18 protein-coding genes and 1 pseudogene are annotated in these 20,826 nt (G+C 65.0%); 10 read left to right on the forward strand and 9 right to left on the reverse strand.

Going from position 1 to position 20,826, the window contains the following annotated elements:
• Positions 1 to 210 precede the first annotated feature (210 nt).
• On the reverse strand, positions 211 to 561 hold the full coding sequence (locus ACFO0G_RS05795; protein ID WP_376976760.1) for a hypothetical protein: 351 nt from the start codon (positions 559 to 561) through the stop codon (positions 211 to 213).
• Between the two features lie 204 nt (positions 562 to 765).
• On the opposite strand from ACFO0G_RS05795, the pseudogene ACFO0G_RS05800 reads away from it, so the two are divergent.
• Positions 766 to 1,353 (forward strand): annotated as a pseudogene (locus ACFO0G_RS05800) (recombinase family protein); the annotation flags it as partial.
• Between the two features lie 1,391 nt (positions 1,354 to 2,744).
• Positions 2,745 to 3,230: a hypothetical protein gene (locus ACFO0G_RS05805; RefSeq protein ID WP_376976761.1), complete on the forward strand. Its 486-nt coding sequence runs from the start codon at positions 2,745 to 2,747 to the stop codon at positions 3,228 to 3,230.
• Positions 3,231 to 3,511: 281 nt separating this feature from the next.
• Here ACFO0G_RS05805 and ACFO0G_RS05810 read toward each other — a convergent pair whose 3' ends face one another.
• The 7 genes from ACFO0G_RS05810 to ACFO0G_RS05840 form a co-directional block, all read right to left on the reverse strand.
• Positions 3,512 to 4,204, reverse strand: coding sequence for a hypothetical protein (locus ACFO0G_RS05810; protein WP_376976762.1), 693 nt, complete (start codon positions 4,202 to 4,204; stop codon positions 3,512 to 3,514).
• Between the two features lie 10 nt (positions 4,205 to 4,214).
• The gene (locus ACFO0G_RS05815; protein WP_376976763.1) at positions 4,215 to 4,703 is read right to left on the reverse strand and encodes a very short patch repair endonuclease; all 489 of its coding nucleotides are present in this window, start codon (positions 4,701 to 4,703) and stop codon (positions 4,215 to 4,217) included.
• Positions 4,704 to 5,703: 1,000 nt separating this feature from the next.
• Positions 5,704 to 6,006 carry a YciI-like protein gene (locus ACFO0G_RS05820; RefSeq protein ID WP_376976764.1) on the reverse strand — a complete coding sequence of 101 codons (303 nt, stop codon included), beginning with the start codon at positions 6,004 to 6,006 and terminating at the stop codon, positions 5,704 to 5,706.
• A gap of 60 nt (positions 6,007 to 6,066) precedes the next feature.
• Positions 6,067 to 6,840 (reverse strand): DeoR/GlpR family DNA-binding transcription regulator, encoded by a 774-nt coding sequence (locus tag ACFO0G_RS05825; RefSeq protein ID WP_376976765.1) that lies wholly within the window; start codon positions 6,838 to 6,840, stop codon positions 6,067 to 6,069.
• Between the two features lie 114 nt (positions 6,841 to 6,954).
• The gene (gene pdxA, locus ACFO0G_RS05830) at positions 6,955 to 7,959 is read right to left on the reverse strand and encodes a 4-hydroxythreonine-4-phosphate dehydrogenase PdxA (RefSeq protein ID WP_376976766.1); all 1,005 of its coding nucleotides are present in this window, start codon (positions 7,957 to 7,959) and stop codon (positions 6,955 to 6,957) included.
• Positions 7,959 to 9,164 (reverse strand): four-carbon acid sugar kinase family protein, encoded by a 1,206-nt coding sequence (locus tag ACFO0G_RS05835; RefSeq protein WP_376976767.1) that lies wholly within the window; start codon positions 9,162 to 9,164, stop codon positions 7,959 to 7,961. Before ACFO0G_RS05835 ends, pdxA begins: the two co-directional genes overlap by 1 nt.
• The gene (locus ACFO0G_RS05840; protein WP_376976768.1) at positions 9,161 to 10,150 is read right to left on the reverse strand and encodes a 2-keto-3-deoxygluconate permease; all 990 of its coding nucleotides are present in this window, start codon (positions 10,148 to 10,150) and stop codon (positions 9,161 to 9,163) included. The genes ACFO0G_RS05835 and ACFO0G_RS05840 overlap by 4 nt, the downstream gene beginning before the upstream one ends.
• Positions 10,151 to 10,337: 187 nt before the next feature.
• On the opposite strand from ACFO0G_RS05840, the gene ACFO0G_RS05845 reads away from it, so the two are divergent.
• Positions 10,338 to 10,997 carry a DUF3841 domain-containing protein gene (locus ACFO0G_RS05845; protein WP_376976769.1) on the forward strand — a complete coding sequence of 220 codons (660 nt, stop codon included), beginning with the start codon at positions 10,338 to 10,340 and terminating at the stop codon, positions 10,995 to 10,997.
• Positions 10,998 to 11,103: 106 nt separating this feature from the next.
• Here ACFO0G_RS05845 and ACFO0G_RS05850 read toward each other — a convergent pair whose 3' ends face one another.
• Positions 11,104 to 11,832, reverse strand: coding sequence for a YoaK family protein (locus ACFO0G_RS05850; protein ID WP_376976770.1), 729 nt, complete (start codon positions 11,830 to 11,832; stop codon positions 11,104 to 11,106).
• Positions 11,833 to 11,934: 102 nt separating this feature from the next.
• On the opposite strand from ACFO0G_RS05850, the gene ACFO0G_RS05855 reads away from it, so the two are divergent.
• The 7 genes from ACFO0G_RS05855 (at position 11,935) to ACFO0G_RS05885 (ending at position 20,767) form a co-directional block, all read left to right on the forward strand.
• Positions 11,935 to 13,605, forward strand: coding sequence for an ABC transporter substrate-binding protein (locus ACFO0G_RS05855; RefSeq protein WP_376976771.1), 1,671 nt, complete (start codon positions 11,935 to 11,937; stop codon positions 13,603 to 13,605).
• Positions 13,606 to 13,615: 10 nt separating this feature from the next.
• Positions 13,616 to 14,566 (forward strand): ABC transporter permease, encoded by a 951-nt coding sequence (locus ACFO0G_RS05860; RefSeq protein ID WP_376976772.1) that lies wholly within the window; start codon positions 13,616 to 13,618, stop codon positions 14,564 to 14,566.
• Complete coding sequence (locus tag ACFO0G_RS05865) at positions 14,566 to 15,462, forward strand: ABC transporter permease (protein ID WP_286402583.1); 897 nt, start codon at positions 14,566 to 14,568, stop codon at positions 15,460 to 15,462. Before ACFO0G_RS05860 ends, ACFO0G_RS05865 begins: the two co-directional genes overlap by 1 nt.
• 4 nt (positions 15,463 to 15,466) lie before the next feature.
• Positions 15,467 to 17,287 carry a gamma-glutamyltransferase family protein gene (locus ACFO0G_RS05870; protein WP_376976773.1) on the forward strand — a complete coding sequence of 607 codons (1,821 nt, stop codon included), beginning with the start codon at positions 15,467 to 15,469 and terminating at the stop codon, positions 17,285 to 17,287.
• On the forward strand, positions 17,271 to 18,902 hold the full coding sequence (locus ACFO0G_RS05875) for a dipeptide ABC transporter ATP-binding protein (protein ID WP_376976774.1): 1,632 nt from the start codon (positions 17,271 to 17,273) through the stop codon (positions 18,900 to 18,902). The genes ACFO0G_RS05870 and ACFO0G_RS05875 overlap by 17 nt, the downstream gene beginning before the upstream one ends.
• Positions 18,883 to 19,635: a GntR family transcriptional regulator gene (locus tag ACFO0G_RS05880; RefSeq protein WP_376976775.1), complete on the forward strand. Its 753-nt coding sequence runs from the start codon at positions 18,883 to 18,885 to the stop codon at positions 19,633 to 19,635. The genes ACFO0G_RS05875 and ACFO0G_RS05880 overlap by 20 nt, the downstream gene beginning before the upstream one ends.
• A gap of 289 nt (positions 19,636 to 19,924) precedes the next feature.
• Positions 19,925 to 20,767, forward strand: coding sequence for an esterase/lipase family protein (locus ACFO0G_RS05885; RefSeq protein WP_376976776.1), 843 nt, complete (start codon positions 19,925 to 19,927; stop codon positions 20,765 to 20,767).
• Positions 20,768 to 20,826 lie beyond the last annotated feature (59 nt).

Below are 20,826 nucleotides of genomic sequence, written 5' to 3' on the forward strand. Positions count from 1 at the left end.
GCGCAGCGATGCCCCCAAGGTCGTTACGTTGAAGTTTCAGATTCGCCGCCACGGGCCAACTGGGGGAGTGGTTACCGATGGCGGAGGACGCTCTCATTTGGTGCCCGAGGAAGCGGTGCCTCGGCCGGGATCGATTCAACGGCTTTAGCCAGGGCCAGTGACACGGGCGGGTGCAGGGGCCGGGGGCACGTCCTCTGTCCTAGCGCCACGCTACCGCCGCCAGCCCTGGCGGGCTTCGGCGGCGGCCGCCCCCGCGTCCGTGATGCCAGCCAGCAGCCACTGTTCCGATACTGGGTCGCGGCGCAGCTCGAAGGTGGGCAGTGCGGAAGTTGAGGTAAGGCGGACCTGAACCTGCCAGTGTTCGACGCTCACAAGGTCACCGCAGCCTACCGGAGCACGTTTGGCGGTGTTCCACCAGTCCGAGCGGGTGAACCAGCGCAACGGCTCGGCGGCCACGGCCCAGATCCGGCCGTCATATTTGACAGCCAGGGGAATGCCTTTGGCGGTAAACTGGACCTGCACCGGAGCGTTCAGGGGGCTGTCAGTTGCTGTTCTTGCCACGGGTCCGCTCTCCCAAATTCCTGTTCATCATTTCCTCCCGGCGGGTGACCGCCGAACTCCACACCCAGGTCCGATACGTGACCGGCCCGTCCTTCCACGTCACTTCGGCTGCTTTCGCTGTCCAGGCAAAGACTTCACCGTCCACCAGTTCGGCGCAGTTCGGGAACCGGATCCACGCCGAGGGTAACGAGGGGTTTTGGCGCGTCCAGGAACGTAGTCGGCTATGCGAGGGTCAGTACTCGTGGTCAATCGCTCGATTCTCACGTGGACGCGTTGGTGGCGGTCGGAGCGGTCCGGGTCTTTCAGGTGTATGCGTCTGGTGCTACCCAGGCAAGGGCACGTTGGAGGGACTGTCTGGATTACTTGCAGCCGGGCAACGTTCTGTTGGTCACAGACCTGACTAGGCTAGGCCGGAGCACCTCCGACCTAGCCGACATAGTCACAGTGCTGGGTCAGCGGGGGATAGGGTTCCGTTCCCTGGCTGAACCCCGGCTGGATACGACCAGTGCACACGGCAAATTGATCTTTGACATGTTCGCTTCCCTCGCGGAATACGAGCGGTCGCGGCTGTCGGAAAGAACTAAGGCTGGGCTGGTCGCAGCTAAAGCGCGAGGCCGGCTTGGCGGTCGTCCACGATCGATGACCCCATCTAAGACGGAAGCGGCCAGGCAACTGCGCAGTCAGGGGAAGACCTTGAAAGAGACGGCTCAGATACTCAGCGTCCGCGTTTCTTCACTGACCCGGGCCCTTAGCCGGAACGACGTCCCTGAAGTCGTAAATGCAGCTGCTTAGGGTCCGTCCAATTTTGGAATAGCGGAAGTTCCTATGGGGGTGACAGAGGATGAAGTGTAGGGCGGAAGAAGAGCACGCGAGGATCTTGCTTGAGCGCGAGCTCGGAGCAGAGTTCCTACACCACGACGATGGATCCAAATCGGGGATGCCCGACCTTTTGTCTTTGGACAGGAAGCCCGTGGCGGAAGTGATTACGACAGCCTCCTCGGCTACCCGAAAGGCTCAAGAGAACCTAAAGCCCGTGCCGGAAGCGACACTGCCACACTGCGTACGGGTGGCAATCCCTTACACAGTCGTTCGAGGTGCCAGCAGAGCCTGGCGTCACAAAATCAAGTCGGACATCCAGCGGTTTACGGCGTCTCCCCGATGCAGGCATCATTGGTCATCTCGTGACGAAAGCAAGTTGCACCCGGCCGTCGCTTCCGCCCCGGTCCTGGGCCTTCGTCTTTACGACGACGGGGTCAAAGTGCTGTGCGTTCAAGAATGCCAGCATTCGGACGCTACGTCGCATCAGATTGAGTGGTCGGTAGTGCACGAAATGTCGCCTGCTGATCCATGGCAATTGGTTCGGAGGTCGCTGCAAAACGTCGACGAGGAGCAGCATGGCAAGGTGCAGGCCCTGGCCACGAAGTTGAACGGCTACCCGAACAAGCACCTGGTGATGTACCCGTCCGGCCCGCCAGGGAACCTGACAGCAGCATTCAGCCGTTATGTGCCTCCGTCTGACTGGCGCGACCTCGCGCCGCCGGAATTGAACCCGCCATTGGACGACATTCACCTTTGGCTCTTATATCGATATGGAAACCACGATGATGTCGAGGGACTTCACGTCTGTAGCGGCCACTGGTCTAAGTTCGGGACCATGTTCCCAAAGCTGCATGGTCGGCTCTCCTTACTCGGGCGCCTCCACTACCAGGATGCGTAGGGGCCGAGCATCCCGCGCGACTCCCCGGGTAGCTGGCTTCCTGCCTCTAGCCAAGTGGTGGAAGGTCGCCTAAGAGATTCTTTGGTAGAGACCGGGTTTCACTTGGACCACGATGGGCAGCGACAGCTGGACGGGTGCAGCTCCGACAGGATCGTCAAGCAGCTCATTGATTGACGCCTGCCCTTTCAGCTCCCCGGATTTGTCCCTTTCCATGTCATAGACCCTAGACGCACGCCGTGACGTGTCATGCCAGGACACTCGCTCGGCACGCCCGCCAGGGGACCTTTGAACAGGACAGTCCGTGGCATATTCCACGTGGCAGCAGCCAAGCGCTCCCTCCACCACTAGATGAGCAGCGCTAGCGGGGGAGTGCCAGGGAACCTGAACAGGAATCGCTAGGACGTGGTGCGGAATGTGCCATGGGTCAGCGTGTTTGGCTCGCAGCATGTATTCTTGCGCGGTGCCCATGGACCCTATTCTTGTCGAGCTTGTTGGCCAGCAGTGGTGGCAAAGTCTTCTGCCGGTTATTGCCATCCTCATTTCACTCGCTTCAATTGCCCTTACTCTGATACTGAAATTCCGGGATGACGCCCGCGTGTCCGTCTCAAGCAGCCTTGGTGTCTTCGTTGGCGGAGTAAGCGGCCGGCCGCATGTGAGTCTCACGGCGACCAATGTCGGCCGAACGGGAACGACTGTCCTCACTTCCCTCCATCTCGGTATCTCAAAGGGAGTCAGTCTCTACATGCCGCGACCGATTTCCGGAGCTACCCCTCTGCCTTTGACGCTGGAACCGGGGGCCTCTGCGCATCAGTTCATTCCCCTCTCCGAGATTCAGCAGGCGGTGAGGGAATCAGGCCTAGATCCCATGAAGCTCATCGTGGTTGCGTCCACCGGCCATGGGGAACGCACCTACGCCCTGAGCAAGCAGGTACGTAAAGCGCTAGCAGCGTGACTCACCGTGCGGCTGCAAAGATGGCCCTCTTGTCAGCTGGCCGCTTTATGAGCCTGGTCTGCTGCTAGCTTTCCACGTCCTGAGGATCTGACTGGGTTAGCAGGGTGGGCTATCCATTCGACTCAAGGTCTTTCTTAGAGTGCTCCGCGAAAGGGCGGCGGGTTATCGCAGCCATGCTGCGGACCGCCGCGGCGTCTTCCTGCCCGGGCTTGCCGTTTCGTGAACAGGCGTGGAAGTTCTTCACTCCTGTATCCTTTGCGGCTTGGGCGAACCCGAGGCCGTTAAAATCCCTTCTGAAATCCGAACATGTCGATTACCTTCGCCCGGCTAAAGCACCTGCCTGTGAAGTCGCTGGTAGTGAAGTCGAGGGTGGTGAGTCGAGCGCTCACGGTATCGATTTCCATTGCGTTCTTGCTGTAGAAGTGTCCAAGTAGGGCGATCGATCTGTGGCTTATCCCGCTGAACGCGGTCTGCTCTTTCTTGCTTTCACCAAGCGATCGGAAGCCTCTGATGAAGTACTGGTCGAACGAGGGAAGTACGCCCCAGACTGCCATCATGACTTTCGTGACGAGGGTCAGGTGCGATACACGCGCAGGTACTAGTGCTTCACGCAGGTCCGCGTACGCGTCGAGGAGTAGATTTCGAACGTCCGGTTCTGCGTACCGGTGTGCGTCGATATCCTGCATCCGAGGGTTATATCGTTCGATTGTCTCGATCGCTTCCCGATAATGGCGGGCATTCGTTGATTGGAACAGGTAGCTGGACCCGCGCATCATTCCCCAGCTCGCTAGGTAGTAGCCGAGCTGAAGGCAGCTGAGTTCCATATCCTTGGTTGGCAGTGGACTGTCTTGAAAATAGTTGTAACAGAAGTCCCAACTCCGTTCGCGCCCGTGCTGAGTAGGTGTCTGTCCGTCCTGCAGGCGAAGGAAGTTCTCGGCAGCTCGTGTGATATCCCCTGCTTCTATGTTGTGCATGCTCCAAAACCTAGGGCGTCAGGCGAAAAAATTTGCAAGACCGCCTCGGTGTGGACACCTCTGGCTTTTCTTTTGCAAGTCGTTGTTTTGCCTGGCATATTTCTTGGTGGATCCGGTCAGCTACTATAAGCGGGTCCTCATGACTCCAGAATCGAAGTTCAGTCCAGCCCGCTAACCTGAGCTTCTGTGAAATTTCAGCGTCCCGACTTTGATTCCGTTGCAACTTCACTTCCCAGTAGGGGGTGTTTGACCTTGGCGCCCGATAGTGGGTGGGACAGCCGTGCCAGAAGCAGCCATCAATGAAAACAGCAACCTTGAGTCGAGTGAATACGACATCGGCGGTTCTCTTTAGTCCAGGTATGGGCCGATAGCTGACCCGGTAGCGGAGTCCCTTCGCATGAAGAATGCGGCGCACGGCCAGTTCCGGTTTGGTATCACGTGAGTGGTTGCCCTGCATCGCCTTTCTGACGGCGGGAGTTGTCGCCCACGAACTCTCCATCTTCTAAATTTACGCCGGCCAAGAATTTGTTGGAGCGGATGAACATCCGATTGAGCCACCGTAGTGTCCGTGAAGAGGCCTGGTCGTCACAGGTATGAGCCTGGACAGGCACGTGCAGTACTCGCTCCGCTACCTGTCGAGCGGCCACTCAAAGACTGCGCGGGACCGCTGCCTACTACAGATGCGCTTCAGGTCCGCAGCTCGACTCGTTTGTCGGAGGTAGCAGATAGCGTAGAGCTCAGTAGAAGACGGGAGGCAGGCATGAGATCCGTGAACGAGGCTGTAAGCGAGGCTATCGCCGAAGAACTCTTCGGTTCCGAACACGCGGGGCGACCCGTCTACACTCTGCCGGACGACCCGGCATTGAAGCGGGTTGCGGATCGGGCAGGCCTCAAAGGGAACGCCGTTAGAGCAATCGCCGAAGTCGTTCGATCCACGCTAGCCATTGACGATCCGGGTGTCTCACCTTTCAGGTGGCATGCGGACGCCGGTGTCAGACATCGTCGCCAGCCCCTCGAGACCCCTCCCGCGCTGCCGCTGTTGGTTGTCCTGACGCTGGCTGCGGAGCAGATGCAAACTCGGAGGTGGCGGCACACAATTACTATTCCCGGCTGCATTCACTCCTGCGCGTCCCGCACGAGCGAATGCAGCGAGTCGAACAGGACTACCGGCGGCATGCGGATGAACTCCGGGGTTCGCTCAACTCATGGCTCGAGGCGCGGGATGGCGAGCGAGGCGTTCCAACAGCCTACGCAGTTGGAGGACATGCGCCTCTTGCACTGTGATCCGCCGGAGGCGCTGCGGAATCTTAGAAACAGATCCGTCATCGATTCCCCCATATTCAGTTCGCCTGGGGCCCCTGGCCCTTGGCTTTTAGGGAATCGTATAGTCCTCCCGCCGCCCGGTGTCCTAGAATCAGCGCAGCTTTTGCATAACTTTGGCTCTTTCGCGGGATTCACCGAAAGGCGGCATCCCGTGGTGTCCGGGAGCCGGATAGGACTTACGGGCGAACGGGTGTGGCCGCTTCGTTCCCGAGCACCGTGGTCCACGGGTTGGCGGTCCACTCCGTCACCACGCCGTTGATGACATAGGGGTCTGCGGCCGCAAATGCCTTGGCGGCCTCGACTGGGTTCTCGCCGGTGAAGATCAACAAGCCTTTGAAGGGGACTTCGCCAACAGCGCCACCCAGCAGGAGCTCGCCCCGTTCGACTGCTTCCCAGCCTGCCTTGAGGTGGTCCGCGCGGTACTGTTCGCGGCTTTCGAGGTAGTCGTCGGCGTAGGTGTATTCGAGTACGGCGTGCATGCCTGTCTCCATATCGTTCAGGGGTTTCGATCGTTGTAGAAGTAGCCTACCCAGCGGGACCTAACCGGAAACGGAAGCCACCTCAACGGCAACCCCCGCGTCGCGGAACTTCTGCACCTCGGCGGGGTCGGCGCCATCGTCCGTCACCAGAGTCCAGGGGAGGGCCAGCCGGGCCCACGCGTGGAACGGCCGGAGCCCAAGCTTCGATGAGTCCGCCAGAACATAAACGGAACGGCCGCGCCGGGCCATGAGCTCCTTGAGCCGGGTCTGGGCGTGGTCGGCCTCGCAGATGCCGTCCTCGGCGGTCACGGCGTCGGCGCCCAGGAACACCCGGTCAAAGCTCATCCGCTCCAGCGCCGCTTCCGCCAGCGGACCCACAAAGCTCTGCGAAACACCACGAAGCCGGCCGCCCAGGCAGTCCACCTCGATGCCCTCCGAATCAGCCAGTTCCTGCAGCGTGTTGAGGCCCGGCGTCGTCACGGACAGCTTTTCAAACCCGCGCAGCTCGTGCGCCAAGGCACCCGCTGTGGAGCCGGCGTCGATCAGGATGTTCTCCCCGGCCTGGATTATCGCGGCCGCCCAGCGGGCGATCGCGTGCTTCTGCTCGAATGCCTCGCCGGTGCGCTGCCGCAGCGACGCCTCCGGGTGCGCCCCCAGCGCCATCGCCCCGCCGTACGTCCGGGCCAGCCGGCCCTGCGAATTCAACAAAGCCAGGTCGCGGCGGATGGTGGACGCGGTCACCTCGAACTTGGCGGAGAGCTCCTCCACGGAGGCCAAGCCGGTGGTCAGGGCAAGGTGGTAGATCTCCTCGCGCCGCGCGTTTGCGCTGAGCATTCCCGGTCCCCTTCCCGTGGGCATGGCGGTGGCAGTGGTACCCATGCTAGTTCCGGCCCACTGTATCAACGGCGACGGCCGGCCAGCAGCGCTGACCGGCCGTTGCACTCCTGACTAAAGAGCCTCTTCGCGGGCCGGCGCCAGGTCCACTGCCTGCCGCAGCGCCTCGAGCAGCGACTCGTGGTCGGCGATGTTCTTGCCGGCGATGTCGAAGGCTGTGCCGTGGTCCACGGACGTCCGCACCACGGGCAGGCCCACGGTGATGTTGACGCCGTTCTCCAGGCCCAGGACCTTCACGGGGCCGTGGCCCTGGTCGTGGTACTGGGCCACCACCAGGTCGAAGTCGCCGCGGCCGGCCAGGAAGAACAGGGTGTCCGCCGGAAGCGGGCCGAACGCGTTGATGCCCTCCGCCTGGGCCTTCTCGATGCCCGGCTGGATCTTCTCAGCCTCTTCGCCGTAGCCGAACAAGCCGTTCTCGCCCGCGTGCGGGTTGATGGCGCACACGGCAATCCGCGGGTTCTCGATGCCGGAGGTGCGCAGCAGCTCATAGCCTCGCTTGATGGTCCGGTAGACCAGGTCCCCGTTGATCTTGGCGATGGCGTCGATGAGGCCGATGTGCGTGGTCACGTGGATGACGCGCATCTTGGGCGCGGTCAGCATCATGGACACTTCCTCGGTTCCGGTCAGTTCGGCGAGGAGTTCGGTGTGTCCGGGGAACTTGTGCCCGGCCGCGTGCAGGGCCGCCTTGTTCAGCGGGCCGGTGCAGATGGCGTCCACCTGGCGGTCCATCGCGAGCTGCACGGCCTTCTCGATGAACAGGTACGAACCGTGCCCGGCGGCCGCGGACAGCTCGCCCCAGGCCAGGTCCTCCGGAATGCAGTCGATGTCCAGCACATCGATGGTGCCCTCCTGGAACAGTGCCTCCGAGGGCTCGGTGACCTTGCGCAGGGTCAGCGGGCTGGAAACGATGTCCGCGGCGAGCTGCATCCGGCGCAGATCGCCGATGACCAGCATCCGCGCCTTGGACCGGAGTTCGCTGTCCGCCAGGGCCTTGACGATGATCTCCGGGCCAATGCCGGCTGCGTCGCCCATGGTGATGGCTACAATCGGGCGTCCCATTATTTGCTACTCATTTCAGTCGTTGTACTGGTGAAAAACTCTTTGGTCCTGGCCAGCGTGCCGGCGTCCCCGAACGCGCCGGCCTTGGTGACCAGCAGGGGGAGGGGCCCCGGCAGCAGGCTCACGACCACGCCGGGCTCGATCTCGCCGATGACGGTGAAGCTGCCGGCGCCGAGGGCCTTTAGGACGGCCGTGGCGGTTTCCCCGCCCGTCAGGACCAGCGCCTCGCAGTGCTCGACGCCGGCCGCAGTGGCCCGTGCCAGCGCCTCCGCCACCACCAGCGCCTGCGACTTGTCCACGGCGCCCATGGGATCCGGCGTCAACACCACATCCGTCCGCAGCATCGCCGCCGCAACTTCGCGCGCGACTGACGGATCCTCAAGCGCCTGGTGGTCCAGCATGATGTGCTCAGCACCTGCGGCGACCAGCGCGTCCGTCTGCTGCCGGGCCAGGCCGGAGTAGCTGCCGATCACCGTCAGCGTCCGCGTCACGCACCGCCCGTGCTCCTGGAGGGCGTCCCGTGCTTCTCCACGAGCGGCAATGTGCCCGGCCAGTCCGCCGGAACCTACCAGGAGAGTGGGGAAGTCCAGCAGGGCCGCCGCGGCGGCGATTCGCTCGAGGTCGTCGTCAGAAACGGCGTCAAGTACGACGGCGTCCGTCCCGCGTTCCTGTATGTCCCGCAGGTGCGCCGCCAGTTCCTCCGGGCTGCGGTGCTCTTCCAGGCCCACCAGTTCAGTGGAAAGACCGCCGGCGGCAAGCGCCGCCGCGACGTCGCCGTCGAAGCTTCCCTGCGCGTACCGCGCACCGTTGACGTGGACGACGCCGCCAACCGTGGTCCTTCCCGTCGCCGGGAAAGCGGGGGCTACCAGCGCCAGGCCCCTGCCGCCGTCGTCAATGACCGAAGCCAGCGCCGCGGCAACCTCGGCACCGACGTTGCCGCGAAGCAGCGAGTCGATCTTCTTGAAAACCTGCCGGCCCTGCTCCTGTGCCCGTCCCACAGCCGCGGTTACGGCCGCTGCTGAATCTTGGGCTGAAAGGTAGCGGCTCTCGGTGTTGACCGACAGGATGTCCGCGTCCGGCCACGTGGAGTCCAGATCGAGGATCACGGAACTGCTGTGGGTGGGTCCGTAGGCTGCGGCCGCATCGGCCGCTCCCGTCAGGTCGTCGGCGATGATTGCCCAGCGCTTGGCTGCGTTGGTGTTCATACTGCGGGGGACACCTCGGGGGTTTCCACGGGCTGCTTGGCTTTCAGGCGCTTAGCGTACCAAGCGACCATGAGGGGGCAGCCGATGGCAGTGACCACCACGGAGGCCGCCACCAGTACGGTGGCCGGGCCGGCTGCGGCGGAGTAGGCCGGGTTGGCTGCGGCCACCAGCATGGGAACCGTGGCTGCGTTGCCGGCCGTTGTGGCTGCTGCGAGCCCGGCGATGCCGGAGCCGCCGGTCAGCTTGTCCGCGAAGAAGAGCACGGCACCGCCGCCGATCAGCACGAACAGCCCCAGGGCTACGCCGAGCAGTCCGGCGTTGAGGACCTGGCCCAGGTTCAGGCCGAAGCCAAGGGCCAGGGCGAAGAACGGGATCAGGACCGGCGCCGCAGAGGACAGGAACTTGCGCATGGCAGGGTCCAGTGCACCGAGGATTGCACCGAGGAGCAGGGGGATGATGGCGCCCACCAGGGCCTGCCACGGGAAGGCCGAAAGACCCGCGACGCCGAGGGTCACCATGGTCAGGAAGGGCCCGGATTCCAGCGTCATCACCGAGTAGGCCGCCACGTCCTTGGGCTTGCCGTACTGGCCCATGAGGGCCATGTACATGCCGCCGTTGGTGTCGTTGAGGGCAGCCAGGATGGCCAGGACGGAGAGTCCCGAAAGCAGTCCGCCGTCGATAGGAAGTTCACCCATGAACCGGCCGGCGACGACGCCGATGATGATGGCGAACAGGACCTTGCTGCCGAAGAGGACGCCGCCCTTCTTCAGGATGTACGGGGTGGCCTTGATATCGATGCTGGCACCCATGCAGACGTAGAACACCGCCAGGATGGTGGTGCCCCCGGTGAAAAGTGCACCCGTGAAGGAGCCGAAGAACTTGGCGGAATCCGGGGCGAAGGTTCCAAGAATGGCGCCGATGAGCAGGGGAATCAGCATCATGCCGCCAGGAACCTTTTCCATGGTGGCCTTGATGGGGACAGACATGTGCAACCTCATTGTTGTGTGGGGGAGAGGGAGGTCGGGCTGAAGGCCCGAAGCATGATGTAGATCATAGCTACTCCTGCGCGATTAGCGCAAGGCTTGCTGCGCGAACCGCGCAAGTGAGGGAGGTTGGCGTGCAGTCCGGCCGCCCGCCGTCTTCATTGTCAGTTGCCAGCCGTAGGCTCAGCGCGTGCCAAATTTTCCCGTTACCAGCGCCCGCGCGGACCGTGCAGTTCCCGCAGGCCGCTTCGGCTACGACCTGAAGGCCGACCGTCTCCTGCTCCACACCTTCCAGCCCGAGGAGGCCCTGGAGGAACTCCAGTCCGCCGGGCAACTCATCCCGGATCCGAGCCGGGCGGAGCCGCTGTTCGCCGATGCTTATGCCTGGATGTTCCGGGAGATGGACCGCCGGCTTCCCACCAGTGGTGACGGTGCCCTGTGGTTCTGGGCGCGTATTACCCGTGAGTACCTGGTCGATAGCTCCAGGCGCCACCGTGGCGACGTCCTGCTGACCTGCCGGATCCCGCGGGAACGGGTTCTGCTCTCGCACTTCTCGGACTGGCACCGCGCCCTGGGCTGCACACCCCACGTGCTTGAACTGCCGGGCGAGAGCGAAGATGACTATGGCGCGCGGCTGGACCGGATTTGGGACGAACTCAACGAGCGCAAGCGGGCGGCCGGCGTGCTCCACAAGGGATTCCGGGAGTGGCCCGAGGATCTGCGCAGGGATCTCGAGCGGAGCTGGGAGCAGTTCCTCGACCCCTCAACCTACGGCAGGTGGGACACTGTGCAGGCAACCGCGCACGTCCTCCGCGCCGAAGACGTCATCGACGCTGTGCGGATCGACTGAAGACCCCAGAAAGCAACGTCAGTGTTGTCTGGGGGAGAGGGGCAGCAGGGAGGCTGCGCGAACTGCGGCTGTAATAGCGATGGCCGCCTGCCCCCTGCGAATGCGGTCAGTCCCTGGCCAGCGAGGGACTTTCCGCGCCGGTCTTGGCCTCCGCCTCCGCCCGGCGATGTGCCACGTGACCCGTCACCGTGACCGCCGTGGCGATCACCGCAGCCAGTGCCAGTGCAAGCGCCAGGTGCACGTGCAGCGCTGCCGCCCCGGCCAGTGCGCCGAGCATGATCAGGGCGATGGCCAGTGCGCGCCGCTGCCAGAATGTTCCCTTGCCGCCTGCCAGCCGGGAGTCGGAGGCGAGTCCGGTGATGGTGGAGGTGACCACCACGGTGGTGATCTCAGCGACCTTCAGGCGCTTCGCCGTAGCGGCCTGGGTGCCCATGAGCAGGGCGAGCGCGCTGGTGACGGTGCTCCCGAGGGTGGGATCGGCCTGCACGGGGGCCAGGAGCACGAAGACCGTCAGTGCCCAGAGGCCCAGCGACACCGCAAGCAGGGCTGCGGAGGTTTGCGGCGACCAGCCTTCGCCATTGCGCCGGAGGAGCCGCCCGGCCAGGGCTGCGCCCAGCATGAAGAAGGCCAGCGCCAGCGCCGGCCGAAGAATGGGGAGGCTGGTTCCGCCGGCCATGGCCATGCCCAGCAGCACCACGTTGCCGGTCATGTTCCCGGTGAACACGCGGTCCAGGCCGAGGTAGCCCATTGCGTCCACCACGCCGGTGGAAAACGTCAGGGCCAACATCAGCACCAGGTGCAGCCGTTCAGCTGAACCAAAAAAATGTTTCCTCACCGTAAATTCTCCAATACACCCTTGAATCGAACGTATACCAAGGATATGTTCGTTCAGCGATTGTATTCAATCTCACATTCCGTGCTCGATCATAGGACTTGTATGAGACTCCCGTTCCGCCCCCGGGCCCTTCCGGACGGCACTCCATTCAGGGCGAAAAGCGCTGCCTTAGGCGGCGGCGTGGCCGCCCTGGCACTGGCGATGACCGCCTGCGCGCCCATCCAGCCCCTGCCCGAGGCGGTAGTGCATAACGACGTGACCTCCGCCCCCATCGGCAACCAGACCGTGGTGGAGGGCGGCGACCTGGTGATGGCCCTCTCGGCTGAACCCGACCGCCTGGACCCCACAACGTCGTCGTCCCTCTACACCCGGTACGTCATGCAGACGATGTGCCAGAAGCTGTACGACATCGACGCCCAGGGCAAGATCGTGCCGCAGCTTGCCACCAAGCTTCCCGAGGTGAGCAACAACGGGCAGACGGTGACCATCCAGGTGCGGGATGACGCCGTGTTTGCCGACGGCACCAAGTTCGACGCCGGGGCCGTCCGCGACACCCTCAACAGGGACCTGACCATGAAAGGCTCTGCCCGCAAGAGCGAACTTGGTCCGATCAGCGGCATCACGGCCCTGAACCCCACCACGGTCCAGATCACCTACAAGAAGCCGTTCGCGCCCCTTACCGCGGCGCTGGCGGACCGGGCCGGCATGATCCTCTCGCCCACGGCGGTTGTTGCAGCCGGGGATTCCTTCGGCGACCACCCCGTGTGCGTGGGACCGTTCAAGTTCAAGCAGCGCATCCCGCAGACCTCCATCCAGGTGGAACGGGACCCGCTGTACTACGACGCCAAGAACGTGCACCTGGACAGCGTCACGTACCGGATCATGACGGACTCCAACATCAGGACCGCCAACCTGCGCTCCGGTGACGTGCAGGTGGCGGACTCCATCGCACCCCAGGACGTGGATGCGCTGGCCAAGGAACGCGGCGTCGGGGTGCTCCAGGTGGGATCCCTGGGCTACCAGGGCCTGACCATCAACCTGGGCAACACCAACGGCGTGGGCAAGCCGGTGGGGGACCTCAACACGCCCCTGGCCAAGAACGCCGCCATCCGCCAGGCGCTGTCCATGTCCATTGACCGCAAGGCCCTGGTGAGCACGCTCTTCAACAACTGGTACGAGCCCGCCTGTTCCCCCGTGGCACCCTCCAGCCCGTTCTCCTCCGACGCAGCCCAAGCCTGCCCGGCCTATGATCCGGCGAAGGCAAAGCAGATGCTGAAGGACGCCGGGGTTCCGGTGCCCTTCCCCATCAAGGTCCAGGTCACCAACTCGCCTGATTCGCTGCGGTATGCGCAGGCGCTCCAGGCATCGGCGGCGGACGGCGGATTCGCCCTGACCATCGCGCCGGTTGAATACTCCACGCTCCTGGACGTGCAGAGCCACGGCAGCTTCGAAGCCCTGCTGCTGGGCTGGTCCGGGCGCGTGGATCCGCACGGCAACATGTACAACTTCCTGGCCACCGGCGGCGGCAACAACTACTCCGGCTACAGCAACCCGGCCGTGGACAAGCTCCTCACCGACGCCTCCGCCTCCACCGACCAGGCAGCCCGGGCGGCCCTCTACGGCAAGACCGTCCAGCAGGTGCAGGCGGACAACCCGATCATCTACCTCTACCGGATCCACAGCCTCACGGCCTACTCCAACAAGGTGGCCGGAGTGGAAACGTTCGCGGACGGTGTGGTCCACCTCAGCAACGCGGCCTTCGTGAAGAAATAAGGACTCCACCATGATCCGATACCTCTCGACCCGTCTCTGGCACTCAGCCATCACCCTGGTGCTCGCCTCCGTGGTCATCTTCATTGGCATCCGCCAACTTCCCGGTGATCCGGCCATTGCCATGGCGGGGGAGGAGGCCAGCCCTGAACAGCTGGAGGCCATCCGGTCCACGCTTGGGCTGGACCAGCCCCTTCCCGTCCAGTACTTCTCCTTCATCGGCCGGCTCCTGCAAGGAGACCTGGGAAAGTCCACCCGCACCGGTACGCCCGTCACCGACCTGCTCGCGGGCACCCTGCCCGTGACGCTGTGGCTTGCCGCCTACGCAATCGTGGTGGCCGTCGTCGTCGGCGTCCTGCTGGGCGTGGTGGCAGAGCGGTTCCGCGGCCGCTGGCCGGAATGGCTCTCCAACGGCTTTGCCCTCATCGGGCTGTCCGTCCCCAGCTTCTGGCTTGGCCTGCTGGCCATCCTGTACCTGGCCGTCAACCTTGGCTGGTTCCCGGCATCGGGCTATGTCGACGTCGGAACGAACCCCGTGCGCGGCCTGTACTACCTGACGCTGCCCGCGGTGATCCTGGGCACCGGCCTCGCCGCCGTCATCCTGCGGCAGACGCGCGCCTCGATGATCGAAACCATGAGCACTGACTACGTCCGCACCGCCCGCGCCAAGGGCCTGGGCGGCGGCCGGATCCTGTTCCGCTACGGGCTCCGGAACTCCCTGATCGTGGTGGTCACTATCGTGGGCCTGCAACTGGGCGGGCTGATCTCCGGCGCCGTGGTCACGGAGCGCATCTTCGCCCTGCCGGGCTTCGGCAAGCTCACCCTGGACTCCGTCTTCACCCGCGACTACCCCGTGATCCAGGCCGTGGTGCTGGTCATCACCGTTGGGTACATCCTCATTAACCTTGCGGTGGACATCCTGTACTCCGTGATCAACCCGCGAATCCGAGTAGGAAGCAACTGATGGCCGTCACCGACATCCGTCCTGCAGCCCCGGGCGCAACCAGCCTGGGCTCCGACCGCGGACGCATCTGGAAGTCGCTCCGGCGCAACCCCCTGGGCCTGGCCGGCGGCATCCTGCTGGCCCTCGTGGTCCTGGTGGCCCTGCTGGCACCGCTCCTGGCCCCGTACGATCCGGCGCAGGTCCACTTCGCCACCCCGTTCCAGAAACCCGGCACCGTGGGCTTCCTGCTGGGCACCGACGACCTTGGCCGTGACATCTTCTCCCGGCTGGTCTTCGGCATCCGTTCCTCCCTTGAGGTCGGGGTGCTGGCGGTCCTGCTCTCGGTGGTCATCGGCACCCCGCTGGGGCTGCTCGCGGGCTACTGGCGGTGGCTGGATGCCATCATTTCGCGGCTCAACGATGTGACCCTGGCCTTCCCCTTCCTGATCATCGCGGTGGGGCTCGTGGCCATCAGCGGCCCGAGCCTGGGCAACGCAGCAGTGGCCATCGGCATCGCGCACATCCCGGCCATGATCCGCATCATCCGCGGTGAAACGCTGAGGATCAAGGAAAGCGACTTCGTCATGGGCGCCAAGACCATGGATGCCTCCGGCGGGCGGATCATCTTCCAGCACATCCTGCCCAACACCGCCTCTGCACTCATCGTGCAGGCCACGGTGATCATGCCCGCGGCCGTCATCGGCGAAGCGGTCCTGTCCTTCCTGGGCCTGGGCATCCAGCCGCCTGCACCCAGCCTGGGCATCATGCTCTCCGACGCCCAGCAGTACCTCTTCCGCTCACCCACAGCGGCCATCGTCCCCGGCCTCGGCATCGCCGCGATCTGCCTGGCTTTCAACCTGTTCGGCGACGCTCTGCGCGACGCTTTGGACCCCGCCGCCACCACCCGAAAGAAATAACCCAATGACGTACACGCCCGCAGACAGCTTCACCACCCGCCCCACCCTCCAGGGCACGTTCGGCATGACCGCCTCCACCCACTGGCTCGCCACCGCCTCCGCGCAGGCAGTGCTGGAACGCGGCGGCAATGCCTTCGACGCCGCCGTCGCCGGCGCCTTCGTCCTCCACGTCGTGGAACCCCACCTGAACGGCCCCGGCGGGGACATGACCGGCGTCTTCGTCACGGCGGAGAACCCCTCCGAACCGGTGGTGCTCATGGGGCAGGGCCCCGCCCCGGCCGCCGCAACCCGCGAGCACTACCTGGCCGAAGGGCTGGAACTGGTGCCCGGCGCCGGTGCGCTCGCCGCCGCGGTGCCAGCCGCCGTCGAAGCCTGGCTACTGCTCCTGCGCGACCACGGCACTTGGGAACTGGCGGACGTGCTGGCCTTCGCCATCGGTTACGCCCGCAACGGGCACCCGATCGTGGGCCGCGTGGGGACCACCATCGAAACCGTCGCCGACCTCTTCACCGAGCACTGGCCGACGTCGGCCGCCCTTTGGATGCCGGACGGGAAGATCCCCGCAGCCGGAGACATCGTCAAGAACCCCGCGTACGCCGATGTCCTGGACCGGCTCGTCGCCGCGGGGGAGTCGGACGCGTCAGCATCGCGGGAAGCACGCATCGACGCCGCCCGCCGGGAATGGGGCGAGGGATTTGTGGCCAAGGCAGCGGTCAAGTTCCTCGCCACGCCCCACCGCCACTCGTCCGGCGCCGACCACGCGGGTGTCATGACCGAAGCGGACTTCGCCGGCTTCTCCGCCGGCTACGAACCCGCCACCACCTTCGAGTTCCGCGGCCATACGATTGCCAAGACCGGACCCTGGGGGCAGGGGCCGGCACTGCTGCAGACCCTCGCCATCCTGGAAGGGTTCGACGACGACCGGCTGGACCCGTCCACCGCCATCGGCGCGCACACCATCCTTGAAGCGCAGAAGCTGGCCATCGCGGACCGTGAGGCCTACTACGGCGACGCGGAAGTGCCGATGGACTACCTACTCAGCCCCGAGTACGCAGCGGAGCGCCGGAAGCTAATCGGTGAAAAGGCCTCGCACGAGTTCCGGCCCGGCAACGTCCCCGGCCACGAACCCTTCGTTCCGCCGCTGCGCACGGAGTACCTCCCGCCGTCGCTCGCGGAAAACGGCGGGCTTGCCTTCGCCGGCGTGGGCGAACCCACCGTCATGCCCACCGGGGAAACCCGCGGCGATACCTGCCACATCGACGTCGTGGACCAATGGGGAAACATGGTCTCCGCAACGCCCTCCGGCGGCTGGCTCCAGTCCTCCCCGGCCATCCCCGAACTCGGCTTCTGCCTGGGGTCCCGCCTGCAGATGACCTGGCTGGAGGAGGGCGCGCCGTCCACGCTGACCCCCGGCAAGCGCCCCCGCACGACGTTGACGCCCACCCTGGTGCTGAAGGACGGCAAAGCGGTGACCGCACTCGGTTCCCCGGGCGGCGACCAGCAGGACCAGTGGCAGCTGCTGTACCTGCTTCGCACCATCGTGGGCGGCTACGAGCCCCAGCAGGCCGTTGACGCACCCTCGCTCCACACCACCTCCATTCCCGGATCCTTCTGGCCCCGTACCTGGACGCCGGGCGGTGCCGTGGTTGAAGACCGCCTGGGCGAGGACGTGATTACCGAACTGGAAGAGCGCGGTCACGTGGTGACCCGGGCGGGGGACTGGGCGCTCGGCCGCCTCTCATCGGTGGTCAGCGACCCCGAAACCGGTGTCCTCAAGGCCGCCGCCAACCCGAGGGGAGCGCAGGGCTATGCAGCAGGACGCTAGGAACGACGGAAACATCCTGCTTTCGGTTCGAGAGCTGGAGGTCAGCTACGGCGGCACCCCGGTCCTGGACAAGGTCTCGTTCGACCTGAAGAAAGGCGAGCGGGTGGCGATCGTGGGCCAGTCGGGATCGGGCAAGTCCACCGTGGTGGGCGCCATCCTGGGACTGCTGTCCGGCGCCGGCCGGGTCACCCACGGATCCATCCTGCTCGACGGGGCAGACCTGGCGGATGCCAGCCAAAAGGAGCTGCGTGGCATCAGGGGCAAGAAGATCGGCCTGGTCCCGCAGGATCCGATGTCCAACCTCAACCCCTCCATGAAGGTCGGCGCCCAGATCGCCGACGCGCTGGCCAGCAACGGCATGCGCGGGCGCGATGCCATCAAGCAGCGCGCCGTGGAACTCATGACCGAAGCCGGTATCCGGGACGCCGAACGCCGCTACAACCAGTACCCGCACGAGTTCTCCGGCGGCATGCGCCAGCGCGTGCTGATCGCCATCTCCCTGGCGGGGGAGCCGGACCTGCTGATTGCGGATGAGCCGACGTCGGCCCTGGACGTTACTGTCCAGCGGCAGATCCTGAACCACCTCCAGACGCTGGTGGACGCCCGCGGCACCTCGCTGCTGTTCGTCACGCACGACCTGGGGCTGGCGGGGGACCGTACGGACCGGATCATCGTGATGGCCGAGGGGCGGATCGTGGAGACGGGCACGCCGTGGGAGGTGCTGTTGAATCCGCAGGAGGATTACACGCGCCGCCTGGTGGCCGCGGCGCCGTCGTCGAGCCTGTCCGCCGATGCGGCTTCCGGTCCGTTGCTTGATGAACCTGGCCAGCCGGCGCCCGTGTTGTCGGTCAAGAACCTGGCCAAGGAGTTCAAGCTGCGGGGCCAGGGCGGGCGCAGGATCCAGGCCGTGGACGACGTTTCGTTCGACGTGCACCGGGGGACCACCACGGCGGTGGTTGGCGAATCCGGCTCCGGCAAGTCAACGGTCGCCCGGATCATCCTGGGCCTGGAGACACCCACCTCCGGCTCGGCCCTGATCAAGGGCGAGAGCATCGCCACCAGCAACCCCCAGACGCGCCGCGCCCTGCGCCGCATCGCGCAGCCCGTTTTCCAGGACCCGTACGGATCCCTGGACCCGACCTTCAGCATTGAGCGGCTGATCGATGAGCCGCTGCGGATCTTCAAGATAGGGACGCGGGAGAGCCGGCGTGAACGGGTGGCCGAGCTGCTGGACCAGGTGGCGCTGCCGCGCATCGTGGCCCAGCGCAGGCCCCATGAACTGTCCGGCGGGCAGCGCCAGCGGGTGGCCATCGCCCGGGCCCTGGCGCTGGAACCGGAACTGCTGATCCTGGACGAGGCCGTCTCAGCCCTGGATGTGCTGGTGCAGGAGCAAATCCTCACCCTGCTGGGAGACCTGCAGGATAGGCTGGGCCTGACTTACCTCTTCATCACGCACGACCTGGCCGTTGTCCGCCAGATCGCGCACAACGTGGTGGTCATGAAAACAGGAAAAGTGGTGGAAACCGGCAGCGTGGAGCAGGTCTTCATGGCACCCTCGGCCGACTACACCAGAGAACTACTTGGAGCGATACCCGGTGCAGCCTTCGCTAGCTAGCGGCGATCCCACCCCACGGGCCCGCGTCCAGGACGAGATCCGCCGGGACATCATCTTCGGGAAGCTCCCCGCCGGGACACGGATCACCGAGTCCTCCCTCGCCGCGAAATACGGAATCTCCCGGGTTCCGGTGCGGGAGGCGCTGCGGGCCCTTGAGGTGGAGGGCTTCGTTGAGTCGAAGCCCTTCGCCGGGTCCACGGTGTCAGAGATACCCGTTGACGACGCCGACGACCTCTTCGCCGTGCGCGAGGCCCTGGAAGCTGCCACCGCCCGCCGGGCTGCCCGGCGGGCGGCCGCGCAGTTCTCCGCGGGCGGCCCGGATACGCAGTGGTGGGAGACGCGGCGCGCACTGGCCGCGATCCTGGACGAGGGCGATCAAGCGGTGGCAAACGGGCAGGTTGAGCTGCTGCCCGAGCTGAACATCCGTTTCCATCTGGGAGTCGCTGAACTGAGCCGCAGCGCGTCCCTCACCGCGCTGCTCCGCCAGATTTCCGGCAAGATCGAGTGGCTCTACGCCTCGGACGTGGACTCCCGTGGCATCCGTTCCTGGGCCGAGCACCGGGGCATCATGGCAGCGATCGACGCCGGCAACGCCGAGGCTGCCGAGCAGGGGATGGCCGCACACGTCCACGGATCCCGGTCCGGCTACCTGAGCCGGTTCAAGGAAAAGGACGCGTCACCCGCGACGCCGATGGAGCCGTCAGGCGGCCAGCCCGCGGATACTAGGGCCTGATTTCGGGGGTGATCGTAGCGAGGCAGCTGCACATTCGTGCAGCTGCCTGTGGGAGGCCGACCAACGCCGGGGCCTACGAAAACTACCTACTCACCAGTAACAACGCTGTGCTATGGGTCACAATGCAGCGGTTACGGCCTCACCTCTCCGCACCCTTTCTTGCCGCACATCCGTGCACTTCCGCTGCGGAGGAGCGGCAGCGCTGCCAGCATGGAAAACCCCGGCCGGAACTGATGGACAAGACCATCAGCTCGGGCCGCCCTAAAGACAGATGAACAAAGAGGTTTCCATGTCATTCCTTTCCCGGGCCCTGTCCGTTGCCGCCGCTGCAGTCCTGGCCTCATCCCTGGTTGCAGTCCCCGCCCACGCCGTCGATATCTCCCCGCCAGGTGCCAATGACTGGTCCTGCAAACCGTCGGCAGCGCATCCGTATCCGGTGGTCCTGGTGCCCGGAACGTTCGAGAGCATGGAGAAGAACTGGTCCACGCTCTCGCCGGTCCTCAAGAGCCAGGGGTACTGCGTCTTCGCCCTCAACTATGGCCAGACAAATGGCGTCTACGCCACAGCTCCCGTGAAAGATTCCGCCAAGGAGCTGGCACCCTTCGTGGACGCGGTCCGCACCGCGACGGGCGCCAAACAGGTGGACCTGGTAGGCCACAGCCAGGGCGGCATGATGCCCCGGTACTACATGGGCTTCCTGGGCGGGGCGAAGTACGTCCATCAGCTCGTCGGCATCGCCCCGTCCAACCACGGCACCAAAGGCGTGATCCTGCCGCCGCCGGACCTGGTGCCCACGCCGGACTACACCGCCGCAGGCTGCGCCGCCTGTGCAGACCAGCAGGCCGGCTCGCCGTTTATGCAGGAGCTCAACTCCATCGGCGACACCGTCGCAGGCCCCGCCTACACCGTCATCTCCACCACCCACGACGAGGTGGTGATCCCCTACAACAGCCAGTTCCTGAACGGCTCTGCGCGGCAGGTCACCAACATCACCATTCAGGACAAGTGCCCGGCCGACGTGATTGAACATGACCAGGCGCCCAATGATCCGGTGGTGCACCAGCTCGTGGGCAACGCCCTGGCCCAGCCGTCCGGTCCGGCGGACCCTGCCTACCAGCCCGTCTGCCTCTAGCTACCTAAACCACGACGGCGGGTGGCCGGCTTCCAAAAGCCGGCCACCCGCCGTCGTGG

It is taken from the genome of Arthrobacter sedimenti (assembly GCF_042652025.1).
GTDB classification, from domain to species: Bacteria; Actinomycetota; Actinomycetes; order Actinomycetales; family Micrococcaceae; genus Arthrobacter; species Arthrobacter sedimenti.

Excerpts from the sequence above, each read along its gene's own strand:
- ACFO0G_RS05840 (WP_376976768.1), bottom strand. The coding sequence starts at position 10,150 with ATGTCTGTCCCCATCAAGGCCACCATGGAAAAGGTTCCTGGCGGCATG.
- ACFO0G_RS05810 (WP_376976762.1), bottom strand. The coding sequence starts at position 4,204 with ATGCACAACATAGAAGCAGGGGATATCACACGAGCTGCCGAGAACTTC.
- ACFO0G_RS05855 (WP_376976771.1), top strand. The coding sequence starts at position 11,935 with ATGAGACTCCCGTTCCGCCCCCGGGCCCTTCCGGACGGCACTCCATTC.
- ACFO0G_RS05865 (WP_286402583.1), top strand. The coding sequence starts at position 14,566 with ATGGCCGTCACCGACATCCGTCCTGCAGCCCCGGGCGCAACCAGCCTG.
- ACFO0G_RS05825 (WP_376976765.1), bottom strand. The coding sequence starts at position 6,840 with ATGCTCAGCGCAAACGCGCGGCGCGAGGAGATCTACCACCTTGCCCTG.
- ACFO0G_RS05875 (WP_376976774.1), top strand. The coding sequence starts at position 17,271 with ATGCAGCAGGACGCTAGGAACGACGGAAACATCCTGCTTTCGGTTCGA.
- ACFO0G_RS05815 (WP_376976763.1), bottom strand. The coding sequence starts at position 4,703 with ATGGAGAGTTCGTGGGCGACAACTCCCGCCGTCAGAAAGGCGATGCAG.
- ACFO0G_RS05885 (WP_376976776.1), top strand. The coding sequence starts at position 19,925 with ATGTCATTCCTTTCCCGGGCCCTGTCCGTTGCCGCCGCTGCAGTCCTG.
- ACFO0G_RS05820 (WP_376976764.1), bottom strand. The coding sequence starts at position 6,006 with ATGCACGCCGTACTCGAATACACCTACGCCGACGACTACCTCGAAAGC.
- pdxA (WP_376976766.1), bottom strand. The coding sequence starts at position 7,959 with ATGGGACGCCCGATTGTAGCCATCACCATGGGCGACGCAGCCGGCATT.
- ACFO0G_RS05835 (WP_376976767.1), bottom strand. The coding sequence starts at position 9,164 with ATGAACACCAACGCAGCCAAGCGCTGGGCAATCATCGCCGACGACCTG.
- ACFO0G_RS05860 (WP_376976772.1), top strand. The coding sequence starts at position 13,616 with ATGATCCGATACCTCTCGACCCGTCTCTGGCACTCAGCCATCACCCTG.
- ACFO0G_RS05870 (WP_376976773.1), top strand. The coding sequence starts at position 15,467 with ATGACGTACACGCCCGCAGACAGCTTCACCACCCGCCCCACCCTCCAG.
- ACFO0G_RS05805 (WP_376976761.1), top strand. The coding sequence starts at position 2,745 with ATGGACCCTATTCTTGTCGAGCTTGTTGGCCAGCAGTGGTGGCAAAGT.